This window comes from Pseudomonas sp. URIL14HWK12:I6, assembly GCF_000514195.1.
Classification (GTDB): Bacteria; Pseudomonadota; Gammaproteobacteria; order Pseudomonadales; family Pseudomonadaceae; genus Aquipseudomonas; species Aquipseudomonas putida_A.
Genome location: NZ_AZVL01000003.1, coordinates 161,634 through 187,489, shown reverse-complemented (window position 1 = coordinate 187,489; position 25,856 = coordinate 161,634). Strand labels below are relative to the sequence as shown.

The 25,856-nt window shown below is 60.0% G+C and carries 23 protein-coding genes and 1 pseudogene; 13 read left to right on the top strand and 11 right to left on the bottom strand.

The genetic code is table 11. From position 1 onward, the window contains the following. Nucleotides 1–105: 105 nt before the first annotated feature. Together aguA and H043_RS0106810 are read right to left on the bottom strand one after the other, a co-directional pair. Entirely contained in the window at nt 106–1,212 is a 1,107-nt protein-coding gene (gene aguA, locus H043_RS0106815; RefSeq protein ID WP_027611230.1) for an agmatine deiminase, read from the bottom strand. Nucleotides 1,213–1,460: 248 nt separating this feature from the next. After that, a complete protein-coding gene (locus H043_RS0106810; RefSeq protein ID WP_027611229.1) occupies nt 1,461–4,373 on the bottom strand; it encodes an aminotransferase in 2,913 nt (970 codons plus the stop codon). 146 nt (nt 4,374–4,519) lie between these two features. On the opposite strand from H043_RS0106810, the gene rfbC reads away from it, so the two are divergent. The 4 genes from rfbC to H043_RS0106790 are packed head-to-tail and all read left to right on the top strand — an operon-like array spanning nt 4,520 to nt 8,750. After that, nucleotides 4,520–5,065 (top strand): dTDP-4-dehydrorhamnose 3,5-epimerase, encoded by a 546-nt coding sequence (rfbC, locus tag H043_RS0106805; protein WP_027611228.1) that lies wholly within the window; start codon nt 4,520–4,522, stop codon nt 5,063–5,065. A gap of 42 nt (nt 5,066–5,107) precedes the next feature. Continuing rightward, complete coding sequence (locus H043_RS0106800) at nt 5,108–6,916, top strand: ATP-binding protein (RefSeq protein WP_027611227.1); 1,809 nt, start codon at nt 5,108–5,110, stop codon at nt 6,914–6,916. Further along, entirely contained in the window at nt 6,913–8,298 is a 1,386-nt protein-coding gene (locus tag H043_RS0106795; RefSeq protein ID WP_027611226.1) for a sigma-54 dependent transcriptional regulator, read from the top strand. Before H043_RS0106800 ends, H043_RS0106795 begins: the two co-directional genes overlap by 4 nt. Continuing rightward, nucleotides 8,295–8,750: a YiiD C-terminal domain-containing protein gene (locus tag H043_RS0106790; RefSeq protein ID WP_027611225.1), complete on the top strand. Its 456-nt coding sequence runs from the start codon at nt 8,295–8,297 to the stop codon at nt 8,748–8,750. Before H043_RS0106795 ends, H043_RS0106790 begins: the two co-directional genes overlap by 4 nt. Nucleotides 8,751–8,896: 146 nt before the next feature. On the opposite strand, the gene cysQ is transcribed toward H043_RS0106790, so the two are convergent. Together cysQ and nudE are read right to left on the bottom strand one after the other, a co-directional pair. After that, nucleotides 8,897–9,730: a 3'(2'),5'-bisphosphate nucleotidase CysQ gene (gene cysQ / locus H043_RS0106785; RefSeq protein ID WP_027611224.1), complete on the bottom strand. Its 834-nt coding sequence runs from the start codon at nt 9,728–9,730 to the stop codon at nt 8,897–8,899. Nucleotides 9,731–9,735: 5 nt separating this feature from the next. Continuing rightward, nucleotides 9,736–10,302, bottom strand: a complete 567-nt coding sequence (gene nudE / locus H043_RS0106780; protein WP_027611223.1) for an ADP compounds hydrolase NudE — start codon at nt 10,300–10,302, stop codon at nt 9,736–9,738. 88 nt (nt 10,303–10,390) lie between these two features. Between nudE and yrfG the strand changes: the two genes are divergently transcribed. Further along, nucleotides 10,391–11,053: a GMP/IMP nucleotidase gene (yrfG, locus tag H043_RS0106775; RefSeq protein WP_027611222.1), complete on the top strand. Its 663-nt coding sequence runs from the start codon at nt 10,391–10,393 to the stop codon at nt 11,051–11,053. Nucleotides 11,054–11,156: 103 nt separating this feature from the next. Here the strand turns inward: yrfG and lysM are convergent, their stop codons facing one another. Beyond that, nucleotides 11,157–11,597, bottom strand: coding sequence for a peptidoglycan-binding protein LysM (gene lysM / locus H043_RS0106770; protein ID WP_027611221.1), 441 nt, complete (start codon nt 11,595–11,597; stop codon nt 11,157–11,159). 188 nt (nt 11,598–11,785) lie between these two features. Between lysM and fdhD the strand changes: the two genes are divergently transcribed. From fdhD to H043_RS0106755, 3 genes are all read left to right on the top strand, one after another. Further along, nucleotides 11,786–12,625 (top strand): formate dehydrogenase accessory sulfurtransferase FdhD, encoded by an 840-nt coding sequence (gene fdhD, locus H043_RS0106765; RefSeq protein WP_027611220.1) that lies wholly within the window; start codon nt 11,786–11,788, stop codon nt 12,623–12,625. Beyond that, nucleotides 12,622–14,970, top strand: coding sequence for an FdhF/YdeP family oxidoreductase (locus tag H043_RS0106760; RefSeq protein ID WP_027611219.1), 2,349 nt, complete (start codon nt 12,622–12,624; stop codon nt 14,968–14,970). Before fdhD ends, H043_RS0106760 begins: the two co-directional genes overlap by 4 nt. A gap of 329 nt (nt 14,971–15,299) precedes the next feature. Further along, entirely contained in the window at nt 15,300–15,779 is a 480-nt protein-coding gene (locus H043_RS0106755; protein ID WP_027611218.1) for a glycine zipper domain-containing protein, read from the top strand. 64 nt (nt 15,780–15,843) lie between these two features. On the opposite strand, the gene H043_RS0106750 is transcribed toward H043_RS0106755, so the two are convergent. The 4 genes from H043_RS0106750 to H043_RS0106735 all read right to left on the bottom strand — a co-directional run bounded on the left by H043_RS0106750 (nt 15,844) and on the right by H043_RS0106735 (nt 20,292). Next, entirely contained in the window at nt 15,844–16,275 is a 432-nt protein-coding gene (locus H043_RS0106750; protein WP_027611217.1) for a thioesterase family protein, read from the bottom strand. 31 nt (nt 16,276–16,306) lie between these two features. After that, nucleotides 16,307–17,530 (bottom strand): 3-hydroxyacyl-CoA dehydrogenase, encoded by a 1,224-nt coding sequence (locus tag H043_RS0106745; RefSeq protein WP_027611216.1) that lies wholly within the window; start codon nt 17,528–17,530, stop codon nt 16,307–16,309. Nucleotides 17,531–17,672: 142 nt separating this feature from the next. Then, entirely contained in the window at nt 17,673–19,607 is a 1,935-nt protein-coding gene (locus H043_RS0106740) for an ATP-dependent DNA helicase RecQ (RefSeq protein ID WP_027611215.1), read from the bottom strand. Between the two features lie 181 nt (nt 19,608–19,788). Continuing rightward, a complete protein-coding gene (locus H043_RS0106735; protein WP_027611214.1) occupies nt 19,789–20,292 on the bottom strand; it encodes a hypothetical protein in 504 nt (167 codons plus the stop codon). A gap of 302 nt (nt 20,293–20,594) precedes the next feature. Between H043_RS0106735 and H043_RS0106730 the strand changes: the two genes are divergently transcribed. The 5 genes and pseudogenes from H043_RS0106730 (at nt 20,595) to nadS (ending at nt 23,112) form a co-directional block, all read left to right on the top strand. Then, a complete protein-coding gene (locus tag H043_RS0106730) occupies nt 20,595–20,879 on the top strand; it encodes a hypothetical protein (RefSeq protein WP_027611213.1) in 285 nt (94 codons plus the stop codon). 82 nt (nt 20,880–20,961) lie between these two features. After that, entirely contained in the window at nt 20,962–22,104 is a 1,143-nt protein-coding gene (locus H043_RS0106725) for a hypothetical protein (RefSeq protein WP_027611212.1), read from the top strand. Nucleotides 22,105–22,342: 238 nt separating this feature from the next. Beyond that, nucleotides 22,343–22,642, top strand: coding sequence for a hypothetical protein (locus H043_RS0106720; RefSeq protein ID WP_027611211.1), 300 nt, complete (start codon nt 22,343–22,345; stop codon nt 22,640–22,642). A gap of 66 nt (nt 22,643–22,708) precedes the next feature. Next, nucleotides 22,709–22,822, top strand: a pseudogene (locus H043_RS30945) (type II toxin-antitoxin system RelE/ParE family toxin); the annotation flags it as partial. A 2-nt stretch (nt 22,823–22,824) separates the two neighbouring features. Further along, complete coding sequence (nadS, locus tag H043_RS0106715; RefSeq protein WP_027611210.1) at nt 22,825–23,112, top strand: NadS family protein; 288 nt, start codon at nt 22,825–22,827, stop codon at nt 23,110–23,112. A 65-nt stretch (nt 23,113–23,177) separates the two neighbouring features. Here the strand turns inward: nadS and H043_RS0106710 are convergent, their stop codons facing one another. After that, nucleotides 23,178–24,719 carry a phosphoenolpyruvate carboxykinase gene (locus H043_RS0106710; protein WP_027611209.1) on the bottom strand — a complete coding sequence of 514 codons (1,542 nt, stop codon included), beginning with the start codon at nt 24,717–24,719 and terminating at the stop codon, nt 23,178–23,180. A gap of 181 nt (nt 24,720–24,900) precedes the next feature. Then, a complete protein-coding gene (hslO, locus tag H043_RS0106705; RefSeq protein WP_027611208.1) occupies nt 24,901–25,803 on the bottom strand; it encodes an Hsp33 family molecular chaperone HslO in 903 nt (300 codons plus the stop codon). Nucleotides 25,804–25,856 lie beyond the last annotated feature (53 nt).

Here is a 25,856-nt window from a genome sequence, read left to right as displayed (position 1 = left end):
CAAACAAGCCCGCGGTCCAACAGGGCCGCGGGCTTGTTTGAATGTGTAGCAAGCTAATCTTTGCCTGGCCGATTTATGAATCAACTCAAGCTGTTACGTCTCAACTCACTCTTTGTGCGGGGCTGGCTGCTGTTGGGTAAGGCAGTGGATATTGCCGCCGCCCAGTAACAGTTCACGGCCCGGCACCATTACCACTTCATGCTGCGGGAACAGCTTCTGCAGGATTTCCCGCGCAGGCGCGTCCATCGGATCGTCGAAGCTCGGCGCGATGATGCCGCCGTTGACGATCAGGAAGTTCACGTAGGAACCGGCCAGGCGCACGGAAGGGTTGCGCTCCTGCGTACCGTCGACCGGATCGACACCGGCGCACTCTTCTTCGGTCGCATACAGCGGCCCCGGAATCGGCATCTTGTGCACCGTGAACGGGCGCCCCTTGGCGTCGGTGCTGCTTTGCAGCACGTTCATCGCCGCCTGGCAGCGCGGGTAGTTCGGATCCTGCGGATCGTCGGTCCACGCCAGCAGCACTTCGCCCGGGCGCACGTAGCAGCAGAAGTTATCCACATGACCGTCGGTTTCGTCGTTGAACAGACCATCCGGCAGCCAGATGATCTTATCCACAGACAGATTGTCGCGCAGCACCGCTTCGATCTCTTCGCGGCCCAGGTGCGGGTTGCGGTTGTGATTGAGCAGGCACTCTTCAGTAGTGATCAGCGTACCTTCGCCGTCGACGTGAATCGAACCGCCTTCAAGCACAAAACCTTCGGTGCGATAACGCGGGCTGCGCTCGATTTCGAGAATCTTGCCACCGACCTGCGAATCACGATTCCACGGCGAATACAGACCGCCTTCAAAACCACCCCATGAGTTGAAGTCCCAGTTCACACCGCGCACTTCGCCGCTGTTGTTGATGACGAACGTCGGGCCGGTGTCACGCACCCAGGCGTCATCGCTGGACATCTCGACCACACGGATATTCGGCACATCGAGGCGCGCACGGGCGTTTTCGTACTGACCGGCCGACACGGCAACCGTCACCGGTTCAAAACGGGCGATGGCCTTGGCCACTGCAACATGCGCGGCCTGCGCCGGCTTGCCACCCAGGCGCCAGTTGTCCGGACGCTCGGGCCAGATCATCCAGATCTGGGTCTGCGGCGCCCACTCGGCCGGCATGTAGAAGCCATCGTCACGCGGGGTACTTTTCAAAGTGGTCATCGGAACAGGACTCCAGGGAACCGTCGAAGGGTTGCAAAGCAATGGCGACTTTATAACCGATAAATATCGTATTTTAAATGCTTTAAAATGACGCTCGTCTAAAAAAAACAGTTAAATACCGATACAAATCGAATTAGCACTGAACCCATGTGGGAGCGGGCTTGCTCGCGAAGGCGGCACATCCGTCGATATCAACTTTGAATGAAGAACCGTATTCGCGAGCAAGCCCGCTCCCACAAAAGCAGCGTTTACAGACCTTCTTCGAGCACGCGATCCAGCATGTCGACAAAGAAGTCGACGCTGCGGCGCGAGGTGACCATCGGCGGTTTGATCTTGAGAATGTTCAGGTCATCCCCGGTCGGTTGCATGAAGATCCCCAGCTCGCGCAGGCGATCGCACAACAACGTGGTCTCCTCGGTGGCCGGCTCCAGCGTCTCGCGGTTGCGGATCAGCTCCACCCCCAGATAGAACCCGGAACCATGTACCGCGCCCACCAGCGGGTGTTTATCGATCAACGCCTCCAGCCGCGTCTTGAAATGCCCGCCAACCACCTGGGCGTTTTCCCAGAGCTTTTCTTCTTCCATCACATCCAGCACCGCCATACCGACCTGGCAGCTCACCGGACTGCCGCCGGCCGACGAGAAGAAATAGCCTTCAGCTTCCAGCGCCTCGGCGATTTCCCGACGCGTAATAACGGCGCCGAGCGGCTGGCCGTTGCCCATGCCCTTGGCCATGGTGATGATGTCCGGCACCACGCCCTGCTCTTCGAAGCCCCAGAAAAAGTGGCCCATGCGCCCGTAACCGACCTGGACTTCGTCGGCGATGCACACCCCGCCCTGGGCCCGCACCAATGCGTAAACCTGCTTCAGATAACCGGGCGGCAGGGAAATCCCGCCGGCGTTGCCGTACACCGGTTCACAGATGAAACCGGCCAATTGGCGATCCTGCGCGGCGATATGCGCCAGTTGCGCTTCGACGCTGCGCACATAGTCCGGCGCCGAATCGAGGCCGCGAAACTCGCCACGGTAGGTATTCGGCGCGGCCACCGGGTGCACCCAGTCCGGGCGGCTTTCCAGCGCGCGCGGGTTGTCGGCAACCGAGGTCGACACCGCATCGGCCCCGACCGTCCAGCCGTGATAAGCCTCCAGCACGCTGAGCATGTCGCGCCCGCCGCTGTAGGCCCACGCCAGACGGATCGCCAGGTCGTTGGCCTCGCTGCCACTGTTGACCAGAAACACCCGATCCATACCTTCCGGCGCCAGCTTCAGCAAGCGTTCGGAGAACTGCGCCACGGCTGCATAGTTGAAGCGCGAGTTGGTGTTGAGCAGCGACCACTGTCGCGCCGCCACTTGGGCCATGCGCGGATGACCATGGCCGAGCACTGCAACGTTGTTGAGCATGTCGAGGTAGGAACGGCCCTGCATGTCGATCAGGTGATTGCGCCAGCCGCGCTCGATGCGCGGCGGGTCGACGTAATAATGTTTTTGCGTGCGGGCGAAACTGGCGTCGCGTCGTTCGAGCAAGGTTTTCGCATCTAGCTCCGGTTCGGCATCGCAGGCCAGACCCAGCAAAGTGGCTGGCGATGGACACAGGGCCTGCCACGCTGCAGCGCGCGCAGGACTGCAGAACAATGGCGCATCCAGCGATGCAACGCGGCTCAACTGTACCTTCAACGGACCGTCGACCGAACCCAGCACCTGACCTTTGACCAGCGCCGCGCCGCTGTGCAGCGAGGCGTTCACGCCCCTCAGCCGCACGCTGAGCTGCGGTCCGTCGAGTTGCAACACACCATCCGCCGCGTGATGCAGCACACCGGCAAACGGCGCTTCCACCGCCGAGCCCTGCGGCACGCGCAACTCAACGTGCAGCGGGAACGTCTCCGGTTCGACCGCGCTGTCCACTCGCGTCTGCGACAAGCGGTATTGCCCGTAACGACTCGCTGCCAGCCCATGCGTGGCAGCGGCTTCAGTCAGCAGTCGTTGATCGATACCCTCCTGCTCCCAGTTGCCTGCCTCGAAATGCGGACTCAGGACACCAAGGTCGATCAGCGCAAATTCGCGCCCGACCAACTCCGGCAGCAGCGGTGCGAAGCCTTCACTGCCGATGGCTGGAAGAGACTGGCCGACAGACGTGAGGATCGCCGCCTCCATCAATGCCAGCGGCACCGAAGTCGCCACGTGGAAAATTTCCCATTCGTGACCAAGGTTGTCACGGCTGTAAGTGTTGCCCGGATCGATGCTGACCTGCTGCTCGCCACTGAGCACCAGCACCGCCGCCCGCGCCACGATCAACGGCCACAACGCCAACAGCTCTTCATGTTGCAGCGGATTGACCGCGTGATAGGCCTGCACCGCCGGCAGAATCACAAACGGATCACCGCCGGCATGGTGCAGCAGCGCCGCGCACGTCACCGACAGATCGGTGATACGCCAGGTGCGGACCAGATCACCGAAGTCGATCACGCCCTGCAATTGCCAATGACGCTTGGCATCGCGTTGCCAGACAGCGTTATCGTCGGTGATGTCCATGTGGATCGCCTGCACCGGCAGCTTGTCCTGCAACGGCTGCAAGCGACGTTCGGCCTGTTCGGCGGCTTGCGCGATCAAGGCGCGCTGGCGCTCATCCTGAATCACCGGCAGCAGATGGCTGATCAGCGCACTGGCGTGGCGGGCGTCCCATTGCAGCGTGCGCTGCAGGCCCGGGTGATCGAAGCCGGCCAGGGCCAGGTCCATCTCGCCACACAACCGACCGAATCCGGCCACCACGTCATGGCCCAAATGCTCAAGATGGGTCAGCGGCTGACCTTCGATGTAGTCCAGCAACCGCACGTGCACCGGCTCGCCGTCGGTTTCCAGCGACAGCAGATCCTCACCATTACTGGCCGGGATCACTCTGGGCACGTGCACCGACGAGTGCTCGGCAAGGTACTTGAGGCCTGCATGCTGAGCCTGCAACTCAACAAGTGCATAATCGCCGCGGCAGATTTTCAGGACAAAGCGCCCACGCTCACTGTCGACCCGATAATTCAGGTCCTGCTGACTGCCCAGCGCCTGTAGCGTGCCGCTGAGCCCGTAATGCTCGGCCAACCACTGCCGGGCCTGCGCTTCAGAAACCTGCGGGCTGGGCAAACTGGCGCGATGAATCAACGTGGCGAGCGGCATGGGACGACCCCTGAGATTTTATTAGGTGCCTATATCGCCATTGCTGCAGTGGATGCGCAACCCCCGACCGGAGATATTCAAGCGCTCGCATCCGCCGGCACTTTGCGCAAGAATGTCGGCCATTCACCCCTATCTGGAAAAACCTCATGAATGTAATCACCACCGATCTGCCCGGTGTTCTGATCATCGAACCCAAGGTATTTGGTGACGAGCGCGGCTTCTTCTACGAGAGTTTCAATGCCAAGGCGTTCCAGGATGCGACGGGGCTCGACACCCGGTTTGTTCAAGACAACCATTCGCGCTCGCAGAAAGGCGTGCTGCGCGGCCTGCATTACCAGCTGCAAAATACCCAGGGCAAACTGGTTCGGGTGACCGCCGGCGAAGTGCTTGATGTAGCCGTGGACATCCGTCGCAGCTCGCCGCACTTCGGCAAGTGGGTTGCTGTACGCCTGTCGGCCGAGAACCACCGTCAACTGTGGGTTCCGGAAGGCTTTGCCCATGGTTTCGTGGTGCTGAGCGAGTTCGCCGAATTCCTCTACAAGACCACCAACTACTACGATCCATCGTCCGAACGCAGCATTCGCTGGGACGATCCTGCTTTGGGCATCGACTGGCAACTGGACGAAGCGCCGAAGCTGTCGGCCAAGGATCAGGTCGGTGCCTTGCTCAAGGACGCTGACGTCTTCGCCTGAGCCTAGGCATAATGCGCCTGTCACTACAGGCGCATTCGGCTCATGAAACCTACCCTTCCCCGCAGACCCCGCTGGCGCAGCCTCGCCCTGCTGGCGCTGTGTCTGGCGCCGCTGCTGTGGCCGCTGGAGCATCTGGCCGAGCGCTATTACCGCAGCGAACTGGCCGGGCAAAACCGCCAGACCCTCGACCTCTACGTCGCCAACCTGCTGGGCACCCTGCACCGTTATGAAGTGTTGCCGCAGATTCTCGGCGACCTGCCGGCCCTGCGCGCCGTACTCGGGGCGCCGGACGACGGCGTCACCCAAGGCAATGCCAACCGCCTGCTGAAAAACATTGCCGCACAAACTGGCGCCGAAGTCATGTACCTGATGGACACCAGCGGCCAGACCCTGGCGGCGTCGAACTGGGACAAACATGACAGCTTTGTCGGACGCAATTTCGCTTTCCGTCCGTATTTCAGCGAAGCCATGGCTGGGCGTCTGGGGCGTTTCTTCGGCCTCGGCACCACGTCGGCCAAACGCGGTTATTTCTTCGCCGCCGCAGTGCGCAACGGCGAAAAAATCATCGGCGTGCTGGTGATCAAAGTCGACCTCGATCACACCGAAAGCCTGTGGGGCAAAACCCCGGAACAACTGTTGGTGACAGACCACAACGGCGTGGTGATTCTCACCTCGCGCCCGGAATGGCGCTTTCGTTCAACCCGCATTTTGAGCGACACCGAGCGCTCGGCAATCACCGCCATCCTGCCTTATCCGACCCGCGAGCCACGTCCGCTGAACCTCAGCGACAGCGCCTGGCTGACCCAAACCGTCGATATCGCCGAAACCGGCTGGAGCGTCAGTATTCTTGCCCCGCGCACGCTGATAGATCGTCCGGTGCGCACCGTGGTCGCAATCGGCGGCGCCACGCTGTTGGTGGTGATGCTGTTGCTGGGGCTGATGATGCAGCGTCGCCGGCATTATCTGGAACGCATCGCCTTCGAGGCCAAGGCCCGGCGTGAACTGGAAGGTCGGGTGGCCGAGCGGACCAGCGATCTGGAAGGCCTCAACCGCCGACTCAAGCAGGAAGTGCTGGAGCGCGAACAGGCCCAGCAGGAACTGGTGCGCGCTCAGGACGATCTGGTCCAGGCCGGCAAACTCTCGGCGCTAGGCACGATGTCGGCGAGTATCAGCCACGAACTCAATCAGCCGCTGGCGGCGATTCGCAGTTACGCGGAAAACGCCGAAGTACTGCTCGATCATCAACGCACCGACGACGCCCGTGGCAACCTCAAACTGATCAGCGAGCTGACCGGGCGCATGGCCTCGATCATCGCCCACCTACGTGCCTTCGCCCGCCGCGACCGCCATGCCCCGGAAAGCGTGGCCCTGCAACCGGCGCTGGACGATGCGCTGGCATTGCTGGCCAAACGGCGCCGCAGCATGGAAGTCGAACTGATCCGCGACCTGCCCGCCGCCACGCTGTGGGTCGAGGCCGGGGAAACCCGTTTGCGTCAGGTGCTCGGCAATCTGCTGGCCAACGCCCTCGATGCGCTGACCGAAAAAGGCCCGCCGCGCAAACTGTGGCTGAGTGCCGAATCCACGGCCGAGGGCGTCAATCTGTACATTCGCGACAACGGCCCGGGCTTTTGCATGGAAGCCCTCGGCCGCGCCAGCGAGCCCTTCTACACCACCAAGACCCGCACTCAGGGCCTTGGCCTGGGGCTGGCCATCTGTGAAACCCTGATGCGCGCCTTCGGCGGTGAACTGTCGTTCGCCAACCACAAGCAAGGTGGCGCCTTGATCACCCTGCGGCTGCGCGCCGGTGCGCCCGGGGTCAGCCTGCAACCGTCCGAGGATCGAAGTGCATGACCATCGACAATCGCATTCAGGTGGTGTTGATCGACGACGATCCGCACCTGCGTCAGGCCCTCGGCCAGACCCTGGACCTGGCCGGGCTGAAAATCCTTCCGCTGTCCGAAGCCAAAGGTCTGGCCGGGCAACTGGAGCGTGACTGGCCCGGCGTGGTGGTCAGCGACATCCGCATGCCGGGCATGGACGGCCTGGAGCTATTAAGCGAATTGCACGCTCAGGATCCGGAGCTGCCGGTGCTGCTGATCACCGGCCACGGCGACGTGCCGTTGGCGGTGCAGGCGATGCGTGCCGGCGCCTATGACTTTCTGGAAAAACCGTTCGCCAGCGACGCGCTGCTCGACAGCGTGCGCCGCGCCTTGGCCCTGCGCCGGCTGGTACTGGACAACCGCAGCTTGCGTCTGGCCCTGAGCGATCGCAACGAACTGAGCGCGCGACTGGTCGGCCACTCGGCGCCGATGCTGCGCCTGCGCGAGCAGATCGGCGCGCTGGCGGCGACCAAGGCGGACGTGCTGATCCTCGGTGAAACCGGCGCTGGCAAAGAGGTCGTGGCCCGTGCGCTGCACGATTTGTCGAGCCGGCGCAACGGCCCGTTCGTGGCGATCAACGCCGGGGCACTGGCCGAATCGGTGGTCGAAAGCGAGCTGTTCGGGCATGAGCCGGGCGCGTTCACCGGCGCGCAGAAACGCCGGATCGGCAAGTTCGAATTCGCCAACGGCGGCACGCTGTTCCTCGATGAAATCGAAAGCATGAGCATGGACGTGCAAGTGAAACTGCTGCGCATGCTGCAAGAGCGCGTGGTCGAACGTCTGGGTGGCAATCAGTTGATCCCGCTGGACATCCGCGTCATCGCCGCGACCAAGGAAGACCTGCGTCAGGCTGCCGATCAAGGGCGTTTTCGCGCCGACTTGTACTATCGATTGAACGTTGCACCGCTGCGCATTCCGCCACTGCGCGAACGCGGCGAAGATGCGCTGGTGCTGTTCCAGCATTACGCCGACGAAGCCAGCGCCCGACATGGCTTGCCACCGCATGAACTGCAGCCGGCGCAACGCGCCTTGCTGTTGCGCCACACCTGGCCGGGCAACGTGCGCGAACTGCAGAACGCTGCCGAGCGCTTCGCCCTCGGTCTGGAACTGGCGCTGGATAACAGTGGAAGTGAAGGCGGCGGCACCGCTGTGGAAGTCATCAGTGGTGGCCTGAGCGAGCAAGTGGAAAACTTCGAGAAGTCGTTGATTGCCGCCGAGCTGGCGCGCTCGCACAGTTCGGTGCGCAGCCTCGCCGAAGCCCTGGGTATTCCGCGCAAGACCCTGCACGACAAACTGCGCAAGCACGGCTTGAATTTCGCCGACAGTAACGCCCATGGAGACGAAGCCGAATGAGCCGCGACAGTCACTATCTGGAATCGGTGCTGCATCACGACATTCCCCTGACCCGCGAGATGGGCCTCAAGGTCCTCGCCTGGCACGAGCAGCAGTTGAGTTTGCACTTGCCGCTGGAGCCGAACGTCAATCACAAAAGCACCATGTTCGGCGGCAGTCTCTACTGCGGCGCAGTGCTGGCGGGCTGGGGCTGGCTGCATTTGCGCCTGAAGGAAGAAGGCATCGACGACGGGCACATCGTGATTCAGGAAGGCCAGATCAGTTATCCGCTGCCCGTGACCGGTGATGCCACAGCGATTTGTCCGCCACCGGAAGCGGCGGTCTGGAAGAAGTTTCTGGCGATGTATCAGCGTTATGGGCGGGCACGATTGACGCTCAATACGCGAATCGTCAACGCCGACAGCGATGAGAATGCAGTGACGTTCAGCGGCCAGTACGTTCTGCACCGCTGAGTCTTCGTGATGCAGCGATCATTTGTGGCGAGGGGATTTATCCCCGATCGACTGCGCAGCAGTCGCAATTCATGTCGTACGTAGAGTGGGGCCGCTACGCGGCCCATCGGGGATAAATCCCCTCACTACAATGCGATGTGCAGGACTCAGGAGCGAGCCAGCTCCAACAGTCTTGAACGCCACGCCGCTTTCGCCGGCAACGCCAGAAAGAACGCATTGAGCAGTGATTCCCGCGCCGGATAACAGAACGCTTCGCCCTGCAGATCCAACACTTCGCCGCCAGCACCTTCGAGCACGCCCTGCGCCGCAGCGGTGTCCCATTGCGACGTCGGCGCCAGTCTTGGGTAGCAATCCGCCGCTCCTTCGGCAAGCAGACAAAACTTCAACGAACTGCCGATGTTTGCCAGTTGCAACTCGCCCAGACTGGCGCTCAAACCGGCGAGCAGACGTTCCTGCTCCGGACTGGAGTGTCGACGGCTCGCCACCACGGTGAACGCTTCACCGGGCGCGAGCACCTCACGCACCTCAATCGCCACCGGCGAACCACCGTTGTCCCCACGCCACGCGCCGAGACCGGCTCCGCCGACATAGAATCGGCCATTGGTCGGCATCGTCACCACGCCAAACACCACCCGCCCGTTTTCGATGAGGGCGATGTTCACGGTAAATTCTTCACTGCCGCTGATGAACTCCTTGGTGCCATCCAGCGGATCCACCAGCCACCAGCGCTGCCACCCGGCGCGCACGCTCTGCGGAATGTTGGCGTCTTCCTCGGACAGAATCGGAATACTGGAGTCCAGCGCGGTCAGCCCGGCGACGATGACATGGTGCGCGGCCATGTCCGCTGCGGTCACCGGTGAATCATCGGACTTGGCGGTGACCTCCACGCCAGAGCGCCAGAACGGCAGAATCGCCTCGCCAGCCTGCAATGCCAGCTCAACCACTGGCGCCATCAAAGGATGGGAAAACTTCATCGACATCTCACTCATGACTGAAAGAACCCGCGCTGCGTCAGCAGATCACGCGCCAGATACAGCGCCGCCAGGGCACGGCCTTCGGTAAATTGCGGGTTTTGCGCCAGCGCCGCCAGTTCACGCAGGTTGACCTTGTCGACGCGCATCGGCTCCGGCTCGTCGCCCTCCAGACGCTCCTCGTACAAATCGGTGGCCAGCACCACCTGGATCTTTTGGCTCATGTAACCGGGCGACAGCGACAACTCGGTCAGATGCTCCAGTTGGCGCGCACCGAAACCGGCCTCTTCCTTGAGCTCGCGCTCGGCCGCTGCCAGTACATCCTCGCCCGGCTCGATCAGGCCTTTGGGCAGGGACAGTTCGTATTCGTCGGTGCCGCCGCAGTATTCCTCGACCAGCACCGCGTGTTCGCTGTCGAACATCGCCACAATCATCACCGCGCCATAACCCGCGCCTTTGCCGACCAGACGCTCGTAGGTGCGCTCCACGCCATTGGAAAAACGCAGCTTCAGTTCTTCGACGCAAAACAGACGACTGGTGGCGACAATCTCGCGGGCGAGTACAGTGGGTTTCTGGCGCATGCAAAGCTCCTTGGCGTGAACGCGCTACTATAACGCGGCTTTCCCGATTGTTTGTGTCGGATATCTTTCTACCGCTCGAGACGTTGCCATGCCTTCTTTACCGTGGTCTGACATCGATACCGTCCTGCTGGACATGGACGGTACGTTGCTGGATCTGCACTTCGACAACCATTTCTGGCTGGAACACCTGCCGCAACGCTACGCCGAACTGCACGGGGTGAGCCGGGCCATGGCCGACATGGAGTTGCAGCCGCTGTTCGAGCGCCATGCCGGGCAACTGCAGTGGTACTGCCTGGATTTCTGGAGTGCCGAACTGAAGCTCTCGGTGCGCGAGCTGAAACTGGAAACCGCGCACCTGATCGCGCTGCGCCCGGATGCCGACACCTTTCTGCAGGCGATCAAAAAAGCCGGCAAACGGGTGATCATGATCACCAACGCCCACCGCGATTCGCTCTCACTGAAACTGGAGCGGATCGAACTGGCGCCGTATTTCGAACGGCTGATCAGCTCGCACGATTACGGTTTCCCCAAAGAGAGTCCGCAGTTCTGGGATGCCTTGCAGGCGGATATCGATTTTGATCCGGCACGCAGTCTGTTCATCGACGATACGTTGCCGATTCTGCGTAGTGCGCGGGAATTTGGTGTGACGCATTTGTTGGCGGTGAAAGAGCCGGATAGCCGCAAGGGGCCGAAGGACACGGCTGAGTTTGCGGCGGTTGAAGACTACCGCGATTTGATGCGGGGTCTCTGATTTCCTGCAGGAGCTGCCGAAGGCTGCGATCTCTTGACTTTGATTGTTTAAAAAACAAGATCAAAAGATCGCAGCCTTCGGCAGCTCCTACAGGGGTTGTGAGTTATTCCGGGATACGCAGGGTCTGGCCCGGGTAGATTTTGTTTACATCCTTGAGCATTGGTTTGTTGGCCTCAAAGATCTTGTTGTACTGATTGGCGTTGCCATACACCGCGAGGGAAATCGCACTGAGGGTGTCGCCTTTTTTCACCACGACAAAACGTGCGGCAGCCACAACCGGCCCGGTCACGGTGATCTGATCATCAACACTGCCCACGCCTTCGATGTTACCCACCGCCAGCAGAATTTTTTCCTTCTCCTCCTGACTTGCAACTTCACCGGTGACCGTCACCTTGTCACCGTCCACGGTTGCCTGAACATTCGGGTTGCCCAACCCGACCTTGCTGATATGTTCCTTCAACTGTTCGCTGGCATTGGCATTACCTGGGGTCAGCAGGTCGATCAGCTTTTCACCGGCCTCTTTCACAAAGCTCAACAGACTCATAGCGCACACTCCTTGATTGGGATTCCAGACGTCCAAGCCTAGACCACACCAGACCAACCCGGTTCCGGGCCGACCAATGACCCGGCAGCCGCTTGATCGACGCCATCTATCAATAGATCGACAGTACCGATTAGACGCGACAAGTTGCCGCGCCTAGTCTTAGCGTTGATCAATCCGTCGGTGATGCCATGAACGCCAAGCGCCCAACTTGCGCGGCGCCTGCACTCGAAACGCCCGCGCCCGCCGCCAGCCAGACCTACAGCTATAGCGATCTGCCCCTTGTGGAATCGGCCAGCACCGCGCTTGCCGAGGAAGTTGCGTTGGCGATCGCCTACAACGGCATCAGTCAGGCGGTGATGCTGGTGACGCCGACGGATCTGGAAGATTTCATCGTCGGTTTCAGCCTCGGCAGCGGCATCATCGAAGACGCCAGCGACATTTATGACCTGCAACTGACCGGCGCGGGCTCGGCGCAATACGCGCAGGTGACCATCGCCAACCGCGCGTTCTGGAACCTCAAGCAACAGCGCCGACAACTGGCCGGCACCAGCGGTTGCGGGCTGTGCGGCGTTGAAGCCGTCGAGCAAGCGTTGCCCGATCTGAACGTCCTGCCAGGTGCACCGTTACCGCCCGCTGCCTGGCTCGACGGTCTGCGCCAGCGCATCGGCGCGTTCCAGCCGCTCGGTCAGCACTGCGGCGCGGTCCACGCGGCGGTGTTCATGAACGCCAGCGGTGAATTGCTGCTGGGCCGTGAAGACATCGGCCGGCACAACGCCCTCGACAAACTGATTGGCGGGCTGATCCGCCAGAAGATTTCCACAGAGGGTGGGCTGGCGATTGTCACCAGCCGTTGCAGTCTCGAATTGATCCAGAAAGTTTTACGCGCCGGCATCCAGACTCTGGTCAGCCTGTCCGCGCCCACGGGCCTTGCCGTGCAATGGGCCCGTCGCCACAACCTCAATCTCATCCACCTGCCGCAGAAGAATGCGCCGCGGGTCTACAGCCCAGCGATGGAGAATCAAGCGTGAGCCAACATCATCAAGCCGACCAGAAACCTGTCCCGCGCTACAAACCTTACAAAGGTGCAGCCGGCGGCTGGGGTGCCCTGATCAGTGTGGCCCAGGCCTGGTTGACCAGCGACAACGCGTTGAAAAACCTGCGCATGATGCTCAAGACCAACCAGAACGGCGGCTTCGACTGCCCGGGCTGCGCCTGGGGCGATTCGCCGGAGAGCGGCATGGTCAAGTTCTGCGAGAACGGCGCCAAAGCGGTGAACTGGGAAGCGACCAAGCGTCGGGTGGACAGCAAATTCTTCGCCAAACACAGCGTCACGTCGTTGCTGGAGCAAAGCGACTACTGGCTTGAATACCAGGGCCGCCTGACCGAGCCGATGGTCTACGACGCCGAGACCGACCGCTACAAACCCATCGCCTGGGACGATGCCTTTGCAATGATCGGCAAACACCTGCAAGCGCTGTCGAGTCCGGATCAAGCCGAGTTCTACACCTCGGGCCGTGCCAGCAACGAAGCGGCGTACCTGTATCAGCTGTTCGTGCGCGCCTACGGCACCAACAACTTCCCGGACTGCTCGAACATGTGCCACGAGGCCAGCGGTGTGGCGTTGGCGCAGAGCGTTGGCGTCGGTAAAGGCACGGTCACCTTCGACGACTTCGAACACGCCGATGCGATTTTCGTCTGGGGCCAGAACCCCGGCACCAACCACCCACGGATGCTCGAACCGTTGCGCGAAGCCGTGAAGCGTGGCGCACAAGTGGTGTGCATCAACCCGCTGAAAGAGCGCGGTCTGGAACGTTTCCAGCATCCACAGCACCCGCTGGAAATGCTCACCAATGGCGACAAGCCGACCAACACCGCGTACTTCCGTCCGGCACTGGGCGGCGACATGGCGGTGCTGCGCGGCATGGCCAAGTTCCTCTTGCAGTGGGAGCGCGATGCGCAGAAGGCCGGCACGCCGGCAGTGTTCGATCATGACTTCCTCAATGCGCACAGCGCCAACGTGCTGGAGTATCTCGGCGTGGTCGATGACACGCCGTGGGAGCAGATCGTCGCGCAGTCCGGCCTGACTCTGGTGGAGATCGAGCAAGCGGCGCGCATGTACGCCAAAGGCAAGAACGTCATCATGTGCTGGGCGATGGGTATCACTCAGCATCGCCATTCGGTGCCGACCATCCAGGAAATCGCCAACCTGATGTTGCTGCGCGGCAACGTCGGCAAACCCGGCGCTGGCCTGTGCCCGGTGCGCGGTCACAGTAACGTGCAGGGCGACCGCACCATGGGCATCAATGAGCGTCCACCGGTGGCGTTCCTCGATTCACTTGAGCGGCGCTTCCAGTTCAAGGTGCCGCGTGACAACGGGCACAACGTGGTCGAGGCGATTCACGCCATGGCCGAGGGCCGCGCCAAGGTCTTCATCGGTCTGGGCGGCAACTTCGCCCAGGCCACGCCGGACAGCCCGCGTACCTTCGCGGCGCTGAGCAATTGCGACCTGACCGTGCAGATCAGCACCAAGCTCAACCGCAGCCACCTGGCCCACGGTAAAGACGCACTGATCCTGCCGTGCCTGGGTCGAACCGACATCGATATCCAGGCCGAAGGCCCGCAAGCGGTCACCGTGGAAGACTCGTTCAGCATGGTTCACGCGTCCAACGGCCAGTTGCAGCCGCTGTCGAACCAGATGCGCTCGGAACCGGCGATCATCGCCGGCATCGCCGCCGCCACGCTGGGCAGCAAACCGGTGGACTGGAACTGGCTGGTGGCCGATTACCGGCGCATCCGCGACCTGATCGCCGATACCATTCCGGGCTTCAAGGACTTCAACGAGAAGGTCAAGAACCCGGGCGGTTTCTACCTCGGCAACAGTGCCGGTGCACGCAAGTGGAACACCCCGTCGGGCCGGGCCAATTTCCGCGCGAACCTGCTGCCCAAGGATCTGGTGCACGAGCGTACCCGCGCCACCGGGCAACTGCCGGATCTGATCCTGCAATCGATGCGCTCCCACGATCAGTACAACACCACGATCTATGGCCTCGACGACCGTTATCGCGGGGTCAAGGGCCAGCGCGATGTGTTGTTCGCCAACGAGGCCGACATCATTCGTCTGGGCTTCCGCCCGGGACAGAAGGCCGACATCGTGTCGATCTGGGACGATGGCCGTGAGCGTCGGGTGAAGGGCTTTACCTTGCTCGCGTTTGATATTCCGGCGGGTCAGGCAGCGGCTTACTACCCGGAAGTGAATCCGCTGGTGCCGCTGGAAAGCACCGGGGATGGCAGCCATACGCCGACGTCGAAGTTCATTGCGATCCGGCTGGAGGCAGCAAGCGAGACTGGGTTGATCATGGCCAAATCTGCGTAAAGCGTTGCCTGGACTGACCCCTTCGCGAGCAAGCCCGCTCCCACATTGGAATGCATTTCAAATGTGGGAGCGGGCTTGCTCGCGAAAGCGGTGGCACATTCAACAAAAATCTTTGTACCCTGCACCCTTCCAACGCCCACAAAAAAGGCCGCTTTTTCTCAAAAGCGGCCTGTCCGAAGTAGCTAAAGACCGGCGAAAACCGCTTAAGTTCCGCATACAAAACAGCAACTTGCATAATTGTATACAAGTCGTGTTATTCGTCGGATTTCGATTGTCAGCCTTGTTACACAGCCTCAGGATCGGCGCCGTCATCCCTTTGAGGCTCCTCTATGAAGTTCTCCTCGATTCTCTTGTTGTCCCTTGGCCTGGTCAGTGGCTTCGCTTCTGCCGGAGGCACCACCGAAGCAGGTGTGGGCGGCGCATTGGGCGGGGTTCTTGGCTCGGTCGTCGGTCAGTCTTTAGGCGGCAGCACAGGTTCAACCATTGGCGCAGCTCTGGGCGGCGCGGGTGGTAGCGCGGTCGGCGCCAACAAACACAGCCGTGGCGAAGCGGCCATTGGCGGTGCGTTGGGCGCAGCCGGCGGTAACGTGGTTGGCCGCAGCATGGGCGGCACCACCGGCAGCCTGATCGGTGCCGCAGCAGGCGGCGGAGCCGGTGGCGCGCTGGGCAACTACATGGGTAACCAGAGCAATGACGAGGGTCGTCATTACGATCGCGGCCGTGACGACCGTCGCTACTATCGCGACCGTCACCCTGGCCGTGGCCACGCTTATGGCCACCGCAAGCATCACCGCTACTATCGCGACTAATCCGTTGCGTTAAGCGCGAAAGCAAAAATCGCAGCCCAAGGGCTGCGATTTTTTTTGCTCTGGTTCAAACCACCAGACGCTCCAGCGCGTCACGCAATCTGCCTGGAATCGGCACCGGCTGATTGCTCGTCCGGTCCACGAATACATGGACAAAACGCCCCGCCGCACACGCCTCGCTTTCACCGACCTTGAACACCGCCAGTTCATATTGCACCGAACTGTTACCCAGCTTGCCGACCCGCAGACCGATCTCGATCAGATCCGGGAAAGCGATCGAGGCGAAATAATCGCAAGATGAACTCACGACAAAACCCACCACCTCGCCGTCGTGGATATCCAGGCCACCGACCTGAATCAGGTAAGTGTTCACGGCAGTATCGAAAAGGCTGTAGTAGGTGACGTTGTTGATGTGGCCATAAGCATCGTTGTCGTGCCAGCGGGTGGTGATCGGCTGGAAATGCGGGTAATCGGCGCGTTGCGCCATGGTGCTGGACATCGGTATCGACTCCTTGAGTTATCTGTCCAGTCTAAAGGTAAAAACCTTTGCCTCGCGCCGCCAGCTCGCCAATCAGTGGCGCCGGCCGCCATTGATCGCCCTGTCGCGTCTCCAGCGCCAGCAAGCGCTTGTGAATGTCCGCCAGCCCCTGATCGTCCGCCCAGGCCATCGGGCCGCCTCTGTTTGCCGGGAAGCCGTAGCCATTGAGGTACACCTGATCGATGTCATGCGCCGATTCGGCAATGCCTTCCTGCAGAATTTTCGCGCCCTCGTTGACCAGCGCCAGAAGGCAGCGCTCGAGGATTTCCTCGGACCCAATCTCGCGGCGCTGAAAGCCGAGGCCTTCGCTAACGCTCAATATCAGCGCATCGACCTCGGGATCATGCTCGGCCTGACGACTGCCCGGCTCGTAGTGGTAGTAACCGTTGCCGGACTTCTGCCCGAAGCGGCCCATCTCGCACAAGCGATTATCCACCTGAACCTCCGGCGCATCCTGCCCCTTGCCGGCCAGTTCGCGCGCGCGCCATTCCAGATCGATGCCCACGACGTCATACATGCGGAACGGTCCCATGGCGAAACCGAAGCCCTGCAAAACCGTATCGACCTGCTGTGGATAAGCGCCCTCGAGCAGCATCTTGCGCGCCTCCAGTACATACGGATGCAACATGCGATTGCCGATAAAACCGTGGCAGTTGCCCGACACCACACTGACCTTGCCCATGCGTTTGCCCAGCACCAGCGCCGCTTCCAGTGCGGCTGGCGACGTCTGCGCGCCACGTACAATTTCCAGCAGTTTCATGATGTGCGCGGGGCTGAAGAAATGCAGGCCGAGCACTTGCGATGGACGTTTTGTTGCAGCGGCAATCGCATCAATATCCAGTGCCGAGGTGTTGCTCGCCAACAACGCCTCAGGCTTGAGCAGGCCATCCAGTTCGCGAAAGATCTTCTGCTTGAGCGCGAGGTTTTCGTACACCGCTTCGATCACCAGGTCGACGTTGCGGATCGCCACATAGTCTGCCGCCGCACTGACACGGGCAATCCGCGCATCGGCCTCGGCCTGGTCGATCCGTCCCTGTCGCACGTTGTGCGCATAGGTATCGGCCACGGTGCCCAGCGCCTGTTCGAGCATCTGTGGATTGTTATCGACCCACTGCACGGCGATGCCGGCATTGGCCAGGCACATGACAATACCGCGGCCCATGGTGCCCGCGCCGATCACGGCAGCTTGCTGAATATCGATGGATGTCTGGCTCATGTTGTTCTCTTGTTGGCGATCCGAAGACAGCCTTCACCATAGTCAGGCACCGGGCGTTTTTGAAGTTTATTACCGTGATGAGCGACATTCAGCGCATGGATACAGGCCGCCATGGCATCACACGCTCCCACAGGGTTTGTATTTACTCGAGCAGATGATTGTCAGCCCAACTGCGGACTTCCGCGTACGGATACTGCTCCAGCGCCGCATACCCCGAGATCGTCCGCGCCTTCAACTTGGTAAACAGCGGCACGCTGATCCCGCACAGAAAACGCGTCAGGCGCTCCGCCGTCGGCACATGGCCGGTGTGCTGTTCGTGCCTGTGGATAAAATCACCGCACAACGCCGCGAAGTTCTTATCCACAAGCGCTGGCAACTCGGGAGGTGCCGGAAGCCGCGCGACATCACCGTGGCATACCGAACAGTGCCCGCAGTGCTCGGGCGCATTGTGGTCGCCGAAGTACTCGGCCAGGCGATAACCCAGGCAGCGCTCAGTGGCGAACAGTTCGAGCATGGCGTGAATCCGCGCGACTTCAGTCTGTTCATGCCGGGTGAAGTACTCGTGCAACTCGGCACTCAGCACAGCGCTGTCGAAATCGCTGTGCAGCACGTTGTAGACCTCGGTCATCTGCTTGCTCTCAAGCTCGACCCAGCCCTTCTCCTGAAAATAATCCAGCGCCGTCACCACCCGATTGCGCTCAGCCGAATACTGCGTGTACATCGCCTCGAAATTCACCGTGGCCCAGGTACGTGCGCGGCTGGAGGTGTGAATGATGGCCGCGACAAACTCCCTGCGCTCTCCCTCGAAACGCTCAAGCAACGCTTCCGGCTCCAGCAGGTATTTGAAACGGTACTCGGCGTAATAGGCATAGCGCGGAGCAATCAGGCCGCGCAGCTCCATTTGCACCAGCAAAGTCTTCAGCGGCAGCGTGCGAATGTTGCTCTGATCCGCCAACGGCCCGAGCAGAAACTCCCACTGTCCTTCAGCTGCGGCAGCCTGCATTTCCTCCAGCACACAACGTATCCCCTCGCGCTCCGGGGTATCGCCGTAGACGAAATTTTCCAGCACGTTGAGGCTGTCGCGGTTGGCCAGCACCAGGCAATCCGACGGCTGTCCGTCCCGTCCGGCGCGACCGATTTCCTGACTGTAGTTCTCGATGGATTTCGGCAGGTCGAAATGCACCACGTTGCGGATATCGCTCTTGTCGATGCCCATGCCGAACGCAATGGTTGCGACTATGCAATTGGACTGCCCGGCCATGAAGCGCTTCTGGATCGCCTCGCGCTGATCGTTGGGCAACCCGGCGTGATAAGCCTCGGCCTGTATGCCGTTGCGCCCCAGATGTTCGGCGATGTGCTCGGCGGTTTTCTGCAGCGTGACGTAGACGATGCTCGGCTGGCTCGGGCGCTCGCTCATCCACTCCACCAGACGTCGGCGTTTGTCCTGGCCGCGCACCGGCTCCACCAGCAGATTGAGATTGGGTCGATAGAAACCGGTGGTCACAACATCCGCTTCGGCGATGGCGAATTTGGTCTGCATGTCGGCGATGACCTTCGGCGTCGCCGTGGCGGTCAGCAGCAGCGTTTGCGGGATGTTGAACTGACGCTGGTAGTCCGGCAGCTTCAGGTAGTCGGGGCGGAAGTTGTGGCCCCACTCCGAGATGCAGTGCGCCTCGTCAATCACCAGCAGCGAGATCGGCACCTGCTGCAAAAAATTGCGAAAACGCTCGTTCTTCAGGCGCTCCACCGAGATCATCAGGATCTTCAATTCACCCGAACGGGCGCGAGCCATCACATCATTGGCGTCATCGCGGCTTTGTGCCGAATCGATGCTGCCGGCACTGATGCCGTGACGCTTGAGAAATGCCAGTTGATCCTGCATCAATGCCAACAGTGGCGAGACCACCAGGGTCAGATGTGGCAGCAACAGTGCCGGTACTTGATAGCACAGCGACTTGCCAGACCCGGTGGGGAAAATCGCTGCCGCCGAGCGCCCGGCCAGTACCGCGCTGATCGCGGCTTCCTGCCCGGGTCGAAACTGTGGATAACCGAAAACCTGTTCCAGGGTGTTGTGCATGCGCTGTCACTCCGTTGACCGCTGTGATGCCAACAGCCTAGCGGGCGATCGCAGCGAGTCGAGAAAAGGCCGGGGTCAATTCAATACGGGATGATACAGCCAATAGCGCAGACAACTCGGTCCACTGCAGGAGCGAGCCTGCTCGCGAAGGGGCACAAAACAGCAATACAAACTTACCCGTTCAGGGACGCAAAACCGCCACTCGCAGTTGCTCGTTCAACACCTGCTCATGCACGCCCTGGCTCTTGCTCGCCCACAACGCATGAGCCGGGCTGATGTCACCGGTGAAGGCCGCCGCCAATTGCCGCAGTTCCGCAACACTGCGCACACGCGGGCAGAACGGCTGCCCGTCACAGTCAACGCTGGCGTTGCGATAGGTGCTCAGCAAACGATCCCACAGACCGTCACGCACCTGCCTGATCGACTTGAGCTGCAGATGCGGCACACCCAGTCGCTGCTCCAGCCCTGCCTCGTCCAGCGCTTCACTGGCGAGCAAGGCCCTGCCGAACATCAACACCTCGGCGCGCGAGGCGGTATCGATGCCAGTCTGGCTGGAGAGCGCATCGGGCCAACCGGTGCGTTCGAGGTCGGCAAACATCCAGCCGTTGCCAGCATCAGACGCCATGGCCAAACGGCAACCACTGGCCCACAGCAATAAAATCGAGGCCATACGTAGCCACTGCATACTCAATTCCCTTTAAGCGCGTATCGGACGTTTGGAAACGTCCTACAGATTCTGGCGCGCACCATACATAGATCTGCCAAGAAACGCCTGTGAATCCTGTGGGAAATTTCTGCGCTAGGGGTTTCACCCCGAAAAAACCGCAAAACCTTGTAGGGCATATGCCCGGCCCTCGGAAAATCCCCTACGAACGGCGTCCATTGCGGCGCTCTTGTGAGTGCTCGCCACGCACTTCTATAGTGGCCGGCGCGACTGACCACTGAATCAGCCCCGCCCGAGTGCCTTTGTAAAGGACAAGCCTCACCATGATTACCCGCTATCGCCCTTTGAAGACTTGCTACAACGAAAATCCCGTATTGGTCATCGATACTCACTCCAGCCATCGCGATCTGCTTGATGCCGCTGACCAGCGACTGCGTGCCGCCAGCGATCTGCTGGAAACTCTTTACTGTTTATGTTTCAAGCAGGCCGACGTGAAAGATATACCTAACATCGTCAATGCTCTTTATTTACTAGTGCAGGATGGCTGTGACTTGCTCGAAGTAGCAAAACATAAACCCCAACAACAGACCGACACTGAAAACAACTAAAATCCAGAAACAACAGAATGCTTTAATAAACAGCCAAAAAAGACCTAAGTTGTTGACTCTTACTTTCACCGAGAGCAACACAATGACTGTTTTAACCATATTTTTCTGCGGCACAGGCTCCAACAAGTTTGATACCACCCATGAAAACTTCTGGAACGGAGAACTGATTTCCACCCTGGCTTCCAATCATTTGGGCCACGAGTTTGCCGAGTGGATCGTGGTAGATGGCCCCGGCAGCGGCAACTTGCAGGCCGATGATCTATTCACCAGGACCAAGGAATACGGCTTGAGCGGAACTCTGTTCGGCAAAGGCTGGGAAGAAAACGTGTTGCACGCGCTCAATATCATCAAGGGCAAGTGCGACTGGCAACGCGAGCAACTGACTGAAGCCGAATACAATCGCCTGAAAGCTGCCGGCATTCCGATCGAAGATGTAAAAGTCGAGGGCTCCTGGTTCTGGCGCAAATATAATTACGGTAATCGCAGCATTACCCAGCAGCAATTACAGGAAGGAATCATCAAAACCCACCGCAAGGATGGTGTTATTCCGACTCAAGTCAATCTCGTCGGTTGGAGCCGGGGCGGCATCAGTTGCCATATGTTGGCCAATGCAATGTTCAAGGACAGTCTGCTGAAAAACATCCCGGTCAATATCTTCGCTCTTGATCCCGTGCCAGGCATTGGTAACTTTCAGGAAGAGCGCGTCAAACTCGCGGGCAATGTCAAAGAGTATGTAGCGTTCTATGCTCGTGACGAACGCTCCAAAGGTTTCAGCTGCGTCATCCCACAGACCGCTACCGGCACTAAAACCTGCATCTATCCTATGGCTGGCCGCCACGCCACCATGGCCGGCAATGCCACCAGCAGCGGCGGCGCCCCGACCGGCGCCAGTGATCTGAAAGCGCTGTCCGAGCCCGGACGCATCGTGCGCCACCTCGCCGAAACCTGCCTCAAACGCTGGGGCGTGCAACTGCAAAAAACGTTGAATCTGACCCAGGCCGATCTGGAAAACCTCACCAACGGCATCGTACGCGATGAGACCAAATACAAACTGATGCACAAACATTCCTACACCTATTTCACCGAACTGGACCAAGGCGAACGCTACGTTTCGCTGGGCAGTAAAGGTGTGCCGTTCAGCAGCGTGAAAGGCGAGATCTACAAGCCGGCGACCGGCCTGGCAACCAGTTTGCTGGATATTTCGGCGTATCAGCATTTGCGTTGAAAAACGATGAAAGACCGGTAGGAACGTCCGATGAAATCTTCATCCCGTTCCTACACGCCACGACTCTTTGTCGCCTATCGCGGCTTGAGGGCACAAATCTATAGTCGTGGCTGTCGCTGGTAAATCAGCGGCTCGGGCTTGGTCACCTGAATGGATCGTGCATACGCGTCCGCTGTATGCTGCCGGCACTCAATTGCCTGCAGTTTATGGTGGCTGTGTTTATTTGAGGATCAACCAAATGAAAACATGGAATCAATTAGCCGCTGATCGCTACTACTCACTCGAATCCAATCTCACCGACACCAAGCCCCTGATCATCGACACAGAGGCCAATCCGCAAGACATCCTCGAATGCGCCGTCCAGCGCCTGCGCGCCTCCAGCGATCTGCTGAAAACCCTCTACTGCCTCAGCTTCAAACAAGCCGACATCGAAGATATCCCCCACATCACTCACGCTCTTTACCTGCTGACCAAAGACGGCTTTGACCTGTTGCAGGTCGCCCAACAACGAATGCTCAACTGGAAAGCTCCAGTCTGAGGTTGAGTGATCAGATCGTTCCCATGTTCGACATGAGAACGATCACTTACCAGTGATCTACTCAAATTCGTTTCGGCGTCACAAATCGGGTTATTGATGATCTACCCTAAAAATGAACAACACGATCTGTCCAGCGATGAGCGTAAAGCACTCAAGGTCTTGATCGAAAAATGGAGATGACCATGAGCAAATTTTTTGATGAGCTGATGGAAAGTGTGCAAGAGATGGACGAGATCGTACGAGGCGAGCGCACACCTTCTCGCGAACTCCATGTTGATGCATTGCAGGTCAAAGAAATTCGTAAAGCTACCGGTTTGACCCAGGCCAAATTTGCGGCACTGATCGACGTCCAACTCGGCACTCTACGAAATTGGGAACAGGGTCGTCGCGAGCCAACCGGGCCGGCAAAAGCTTTGCTCAAGGCCATTCATAACGACCCGGTTCATGTTTTGATTGCATTGGCTCATTGAGAAAATGAACACCCACAAAAAAGCCGCCCCTAAGAGGCGGCTTTTTCATTCACCAGAACTAAATCTTACAACTTAGGCCCGGCAGCCTTGATCGCATCGCTCACTTCGAACTTCTTGAAGTTCTCGATGAACAGACCGGCCAGCGCCTTGGCCGCTTCGTCGTAGGCAGCTTTGTCAGCCCAGGTGTTGCGTGGGTTGAGCAGGTTGGTTTCAACGCCCGGTACGGCCAGTGGCACGTCGAGGTTGATGGTGTCCAGGTGCTCGGTGGCAGCACCGATCAGCGCGCCGCTCTGGATCGCTGCGATCACCGCACGGGTGGTCGGGATGTTGAAGCGTTTGCCGACGCCGTAGCCACCGCCGGTCCAGCCGGTGTTGACCAGGTAGACCTTGGAGCCGAAGCCGCGGATGCGCTTGATCAGCAGTTCAGCGTATTCGCCAGCCGGACGCGGGAAGAACGGTGCGCCGAAGCAGGTGGAGAAGGTCGACTTGATGCCGCTGCCCGAACCCATTTCAGTCGAGCCCACCAGCGCGGTGTAGCCGGACAGGAAGTGGTAGGCCGCTTGTTCTTCGTTGAGGATCGACACTGGCGGCAACACGCCGGTCAGGTCGCAGGTCAGGAAGATCACCGCGTTTGGCTCGCCGCCCAGGTTCTTCTCGGAACGCTTGGCAACGTGCTCCAGCGGGTAGGCCGCGCGGCTGTTCTGGGTCAGGCTGACATCGGCGTAGTCAGCGTGCTTGGCGTCGTCGATGACCACGTTTTCCAGGACTGCGCCGTGCTTGATGGCTTTCCAGATGACCGGCTCGTTCTTCTCGGACAGGTCGATGCACTTGGCATAGCAGCCGCCTTCGATGTTGAAGACAACGCCTTCGCCCCAGCCGTGTTCGTCGTCACCGATCAGGTAACGGCTCTCGTCGGCGGACAGGGTGGTTTTACCGGTGCCCGACAGACCGAAGAACAGGGTCACGTCGCCTTCTTCGCCGATGTTGGCAGCGCAGTGCATTGGCAGCACGTCAGCGGCCGGCAGCAGGAAGTTCTGCACGGAGAACATGGCTTTCTTCATTTCACCGGCGTAACGCATACCGGCGATCAGCACTTTCTTCTGCGCGAAGTTGATGATCACGCAACCGTCGGAGTTGGTGCCGTCACGCTCAGGCACGCACTCGAAGTTGGCCACGTTGAGCACTTGCCACTCGTCACGACCGGCCGGGTTGTACTGGGCCGGGTTGATGAACAGGCAACGACCGAACAGGTTCTGCCAGGCAGTCTGGGTGGTCATTTTGACGGCCAGGTAGTGATCTTCAGCCGCACCTACATGCACGTGGGAAACAAAGTGCTCTTGCGCGTTGTTGAACGCCTCGACACGAGCCCACAGCGCGTCGAACTTGTCGGCCGGGAACTTGCGGTTGATCGGGCCCCAGGCGATAGCGGCCTGGGTGGAAGGCTCTTCAACGATGAAACGATCGACTGGCGAACGGCCGGTGCGATGACCGGTGCGGACTACCAGAGCGCCGGTATCGGCAAGCTCGCCCTCACCGCGTTGCAGGGCTTCTTTTACCAGATCATCAACACTCAGATCGGTGTACACGGCGTTATTGGCTTGCGTCATGAGGTTCCCCGTCGGCCAGTGGCCGAGTGTGCTCCAAACGTTTTGTAGTAGAAAGTCGTGCACTACTACCGCGAAAAAAGTGGGCCGGATTATGCCAGAAAAGCCCAAAAAGAGTAGGGTCCTCCCGTCGTAACGGCGAAATTCCGTCGTTACGCAGTGAATTTACCTGCGCTGAACCGTTTTAGTGCCGGGTATCTGACGGCGTGTCGACGCCTGCGCCAGCGAACAATTGAGCAATATCGGCCGCATCGAACAGGTAACGCTGGTTGCAGAACTGGCAATCGATCTCGATTTCGCCACCGCGTTCTGCCACCAGTGCCTGCGCGTCTTCCAGACCCAGACTGACCAGCGCATTGCCCGAGCGTTCCCGCGAGCAGCTGCAACGGAAGCGCAGGTTCTGCACATCGAACAGGCGCACCTGCTCTTCGTGGTAGAGGCGATGCAGGACGGTTTCGTTGTCCAGGCTGAGCAATTCATCGGCGGTCAGGGTGCTGGCCAGGGCGGTGATGTGCTGCCAGCTTTCGGCGCGCTCTTCTTCGTCTTTCAGGCGGTCAGCCGGCAGTTGCTGCAGTAGCATTCCGCGAGCACGGCGGCCGTCGGCGAACAGCTTGAAGCGGGTGCCGACCTGTTGCGACATGACGAAATAATTGGTGAAGCACTCGGACAGGGTTTCACCATCGAGGTCGACGATACCCTGGTAACGCTGGCCGATCGTCGGGTCGACGGTCAGGGTCAGGTCACCGCCCGGCATCAGGTCGGCAAGGGTCGCGTCCGCGGCGATCTGCTCGGCGTTATAACGCGCCAGGCCACGGATCTCGCGCTCGCTGGAGCATTCGATCATCAGCAGCGGAATCGGCCCTTCGGAGCGTGCCTGCAAAATCAGCAAGCCGTCGAACTTCAGGGTGCCCACCAGCAACGAAGCGGCCGCCATCAGTTCGCCCAGCAACTGCGCGACCGGCTCCGGGTACGGGTGCTTGGCGAGGACTTCGGCGTAGCTGCGTTCCAGCGTCACCAGTTCGCCGCGAGTGTCGCTGTCATCGAAGATGAAGCGTTGGGTGTAGTCGGTATCCGGTAGGTCGGTCATAGGTCTGGGTATCTGAATTGATGACAAAAAGGTTACAAAAGATGAAAATCCCG

Bases quoted from the DNA above. Each gene is read 5' to 3' on its own strand.
- H043_RS0106790 (WP_027611225.1), top strand. From the start codon at position 8,295: ATGAGCCGCGACAGTCACTATCTGGAATCGGTGCTGCATCACGACATT.
- yrfG (WP_027611222.1), top strand. From the start codon at position 10,391: ATGCCTTCTTTACCGTGGTCTGACATCGATACCGTCCTGCTGGACATG.
- nudE (WP_027611223.1), bottom strand. From the start codon at position 10,302: ATGCGCCAGAAACCCACTGTACTCGCCCGCGAGATTGTCGCCACCAGT.
- aguA (WP_027611230.1), bottom strand. From the start codon at position 1,212: ATGACCACTTTGAAAAGTACCCCGCGTGACGATGGCTTCTACATGCCG.
- lysM (WP_027611221.1), bottom strand. From the start codon at position 11,597: ATGAGTCTGTTGAGCTTTGTGAAAGAGGCCGGTGAAAAGCTGATCGAC.
- cysQ (WP_027611224.1), bottom strand. From the start codon at position 9,730: ATGTCGATGAAGTTTTCCCATCCTTTGATGGCGCCAGTGGTTGAGCTG.
- H043_RS0106710 (WP_027611209.1), bottom strand. From the start codon at position 24,719: ATGACGCAAGCCAATAACGCCGTGTACACCGATCTGAGTGTTGATGAT.
- rfbC (WP_027611228.1), top strand. From the start codon at position 4,520: ATGAATGTAATCACCACCGATCTGCCCGGTGTTCTGATCATCGAACCC.
- H043_RS0106740 (WP_027611215.1), bottom strand. From the start codon at position 19,607: ATGCACAACACCCTGGAACAGGTTTTCGGTTATCCACAGTTTCGACCC.
- hslO (WP_027611208.1), bottom strand. From the start codon at position 25,803: ATGACCGACCTACCGGATACCGACTACACCCAACGCTTCATCTTCGAT.
- H043_RS0106810 (WP_027611229.1), bottom strand. From the start codon at position 4,373: ATGCCGCTCGCCACGTTGATTCATCGCGCCAGTTTGCCCAGCCCGCAG.
- H043_RS0106750 (WP_027611217.1), bottom strand. From the start codon at position 16,275: ATGTCCAGCACCATGGCGCAACGCGCCGATTACCCGCATTTCCAGCCG.
- H043_RS0106755 (WP_027611218.1), top strand. From the start codon at position 15,300: ATGAAGTTCTCCTCGATTCTCTTGTTGTCCCTTGGCCTGGTCAGTGGC.
- H043_RS0106730 (WP_027611213.1), top strand. From the start codon at position 20,595: ATGATTACCCGCTATCGCCCTTTGAAGACTTGCTACAACGAAAATCCC.
- fdhD (WP_027611220.1), top strand. From the start codon at position 11,786: ATGAACGCCAAGCGCCCAACTTGCGCGGCGCCTGCACTCGAAACGCCC.
- H043_RS0106725 (WP_027611212.1), top strand. From the start codon at position 20,962: ATGACTGTTTTAACCATATTTTTCTGCGGCACAGGCTCCAACAAGTTT.
- H043_RS0106795 (WP_027611226.1), top strand. From the start codon at position 6,913: ATGACCATCGACAATCGCATTCAGGTGGTGTTGATCGACGACGATCCG.
- H043_RS0106735 (WP_027611214.1), bottom strand. From the start codon at position 20,292: ATGCAGTGGCTACGTATGGCCTCGATTTTATTGCTGTGGGCCAGTGGT.
- H043_RS0106800 (WP_027611227.1), top strand. From the start codon at position 5,108: ATGAAACCTACCCTTCCCCGCAGACCCCGCTGGCGCAGCCTCGCCCTG.
- H043_RS0106720 (WP_027611211.1), top strand. From the start codon at position 22,343: ATGAAAACATGGAATCAATTAGCCGCTGATCGCTACTACTCACTCGAA.
- nadS (WP_027611210.1), top strand. From the start codon at position 22,825: ATGAGCAAATTTTTTGATGAGCTGATGGAAAGTGTGCAAGAGATGGAC.
- H043_RS0106745 (WP_027611216.1), bottom strand. From the start codon at position 17,530: ATGAGCCAGACATCCATCGATATTCAGCAAGCTGCCGTGATCGGCGCG.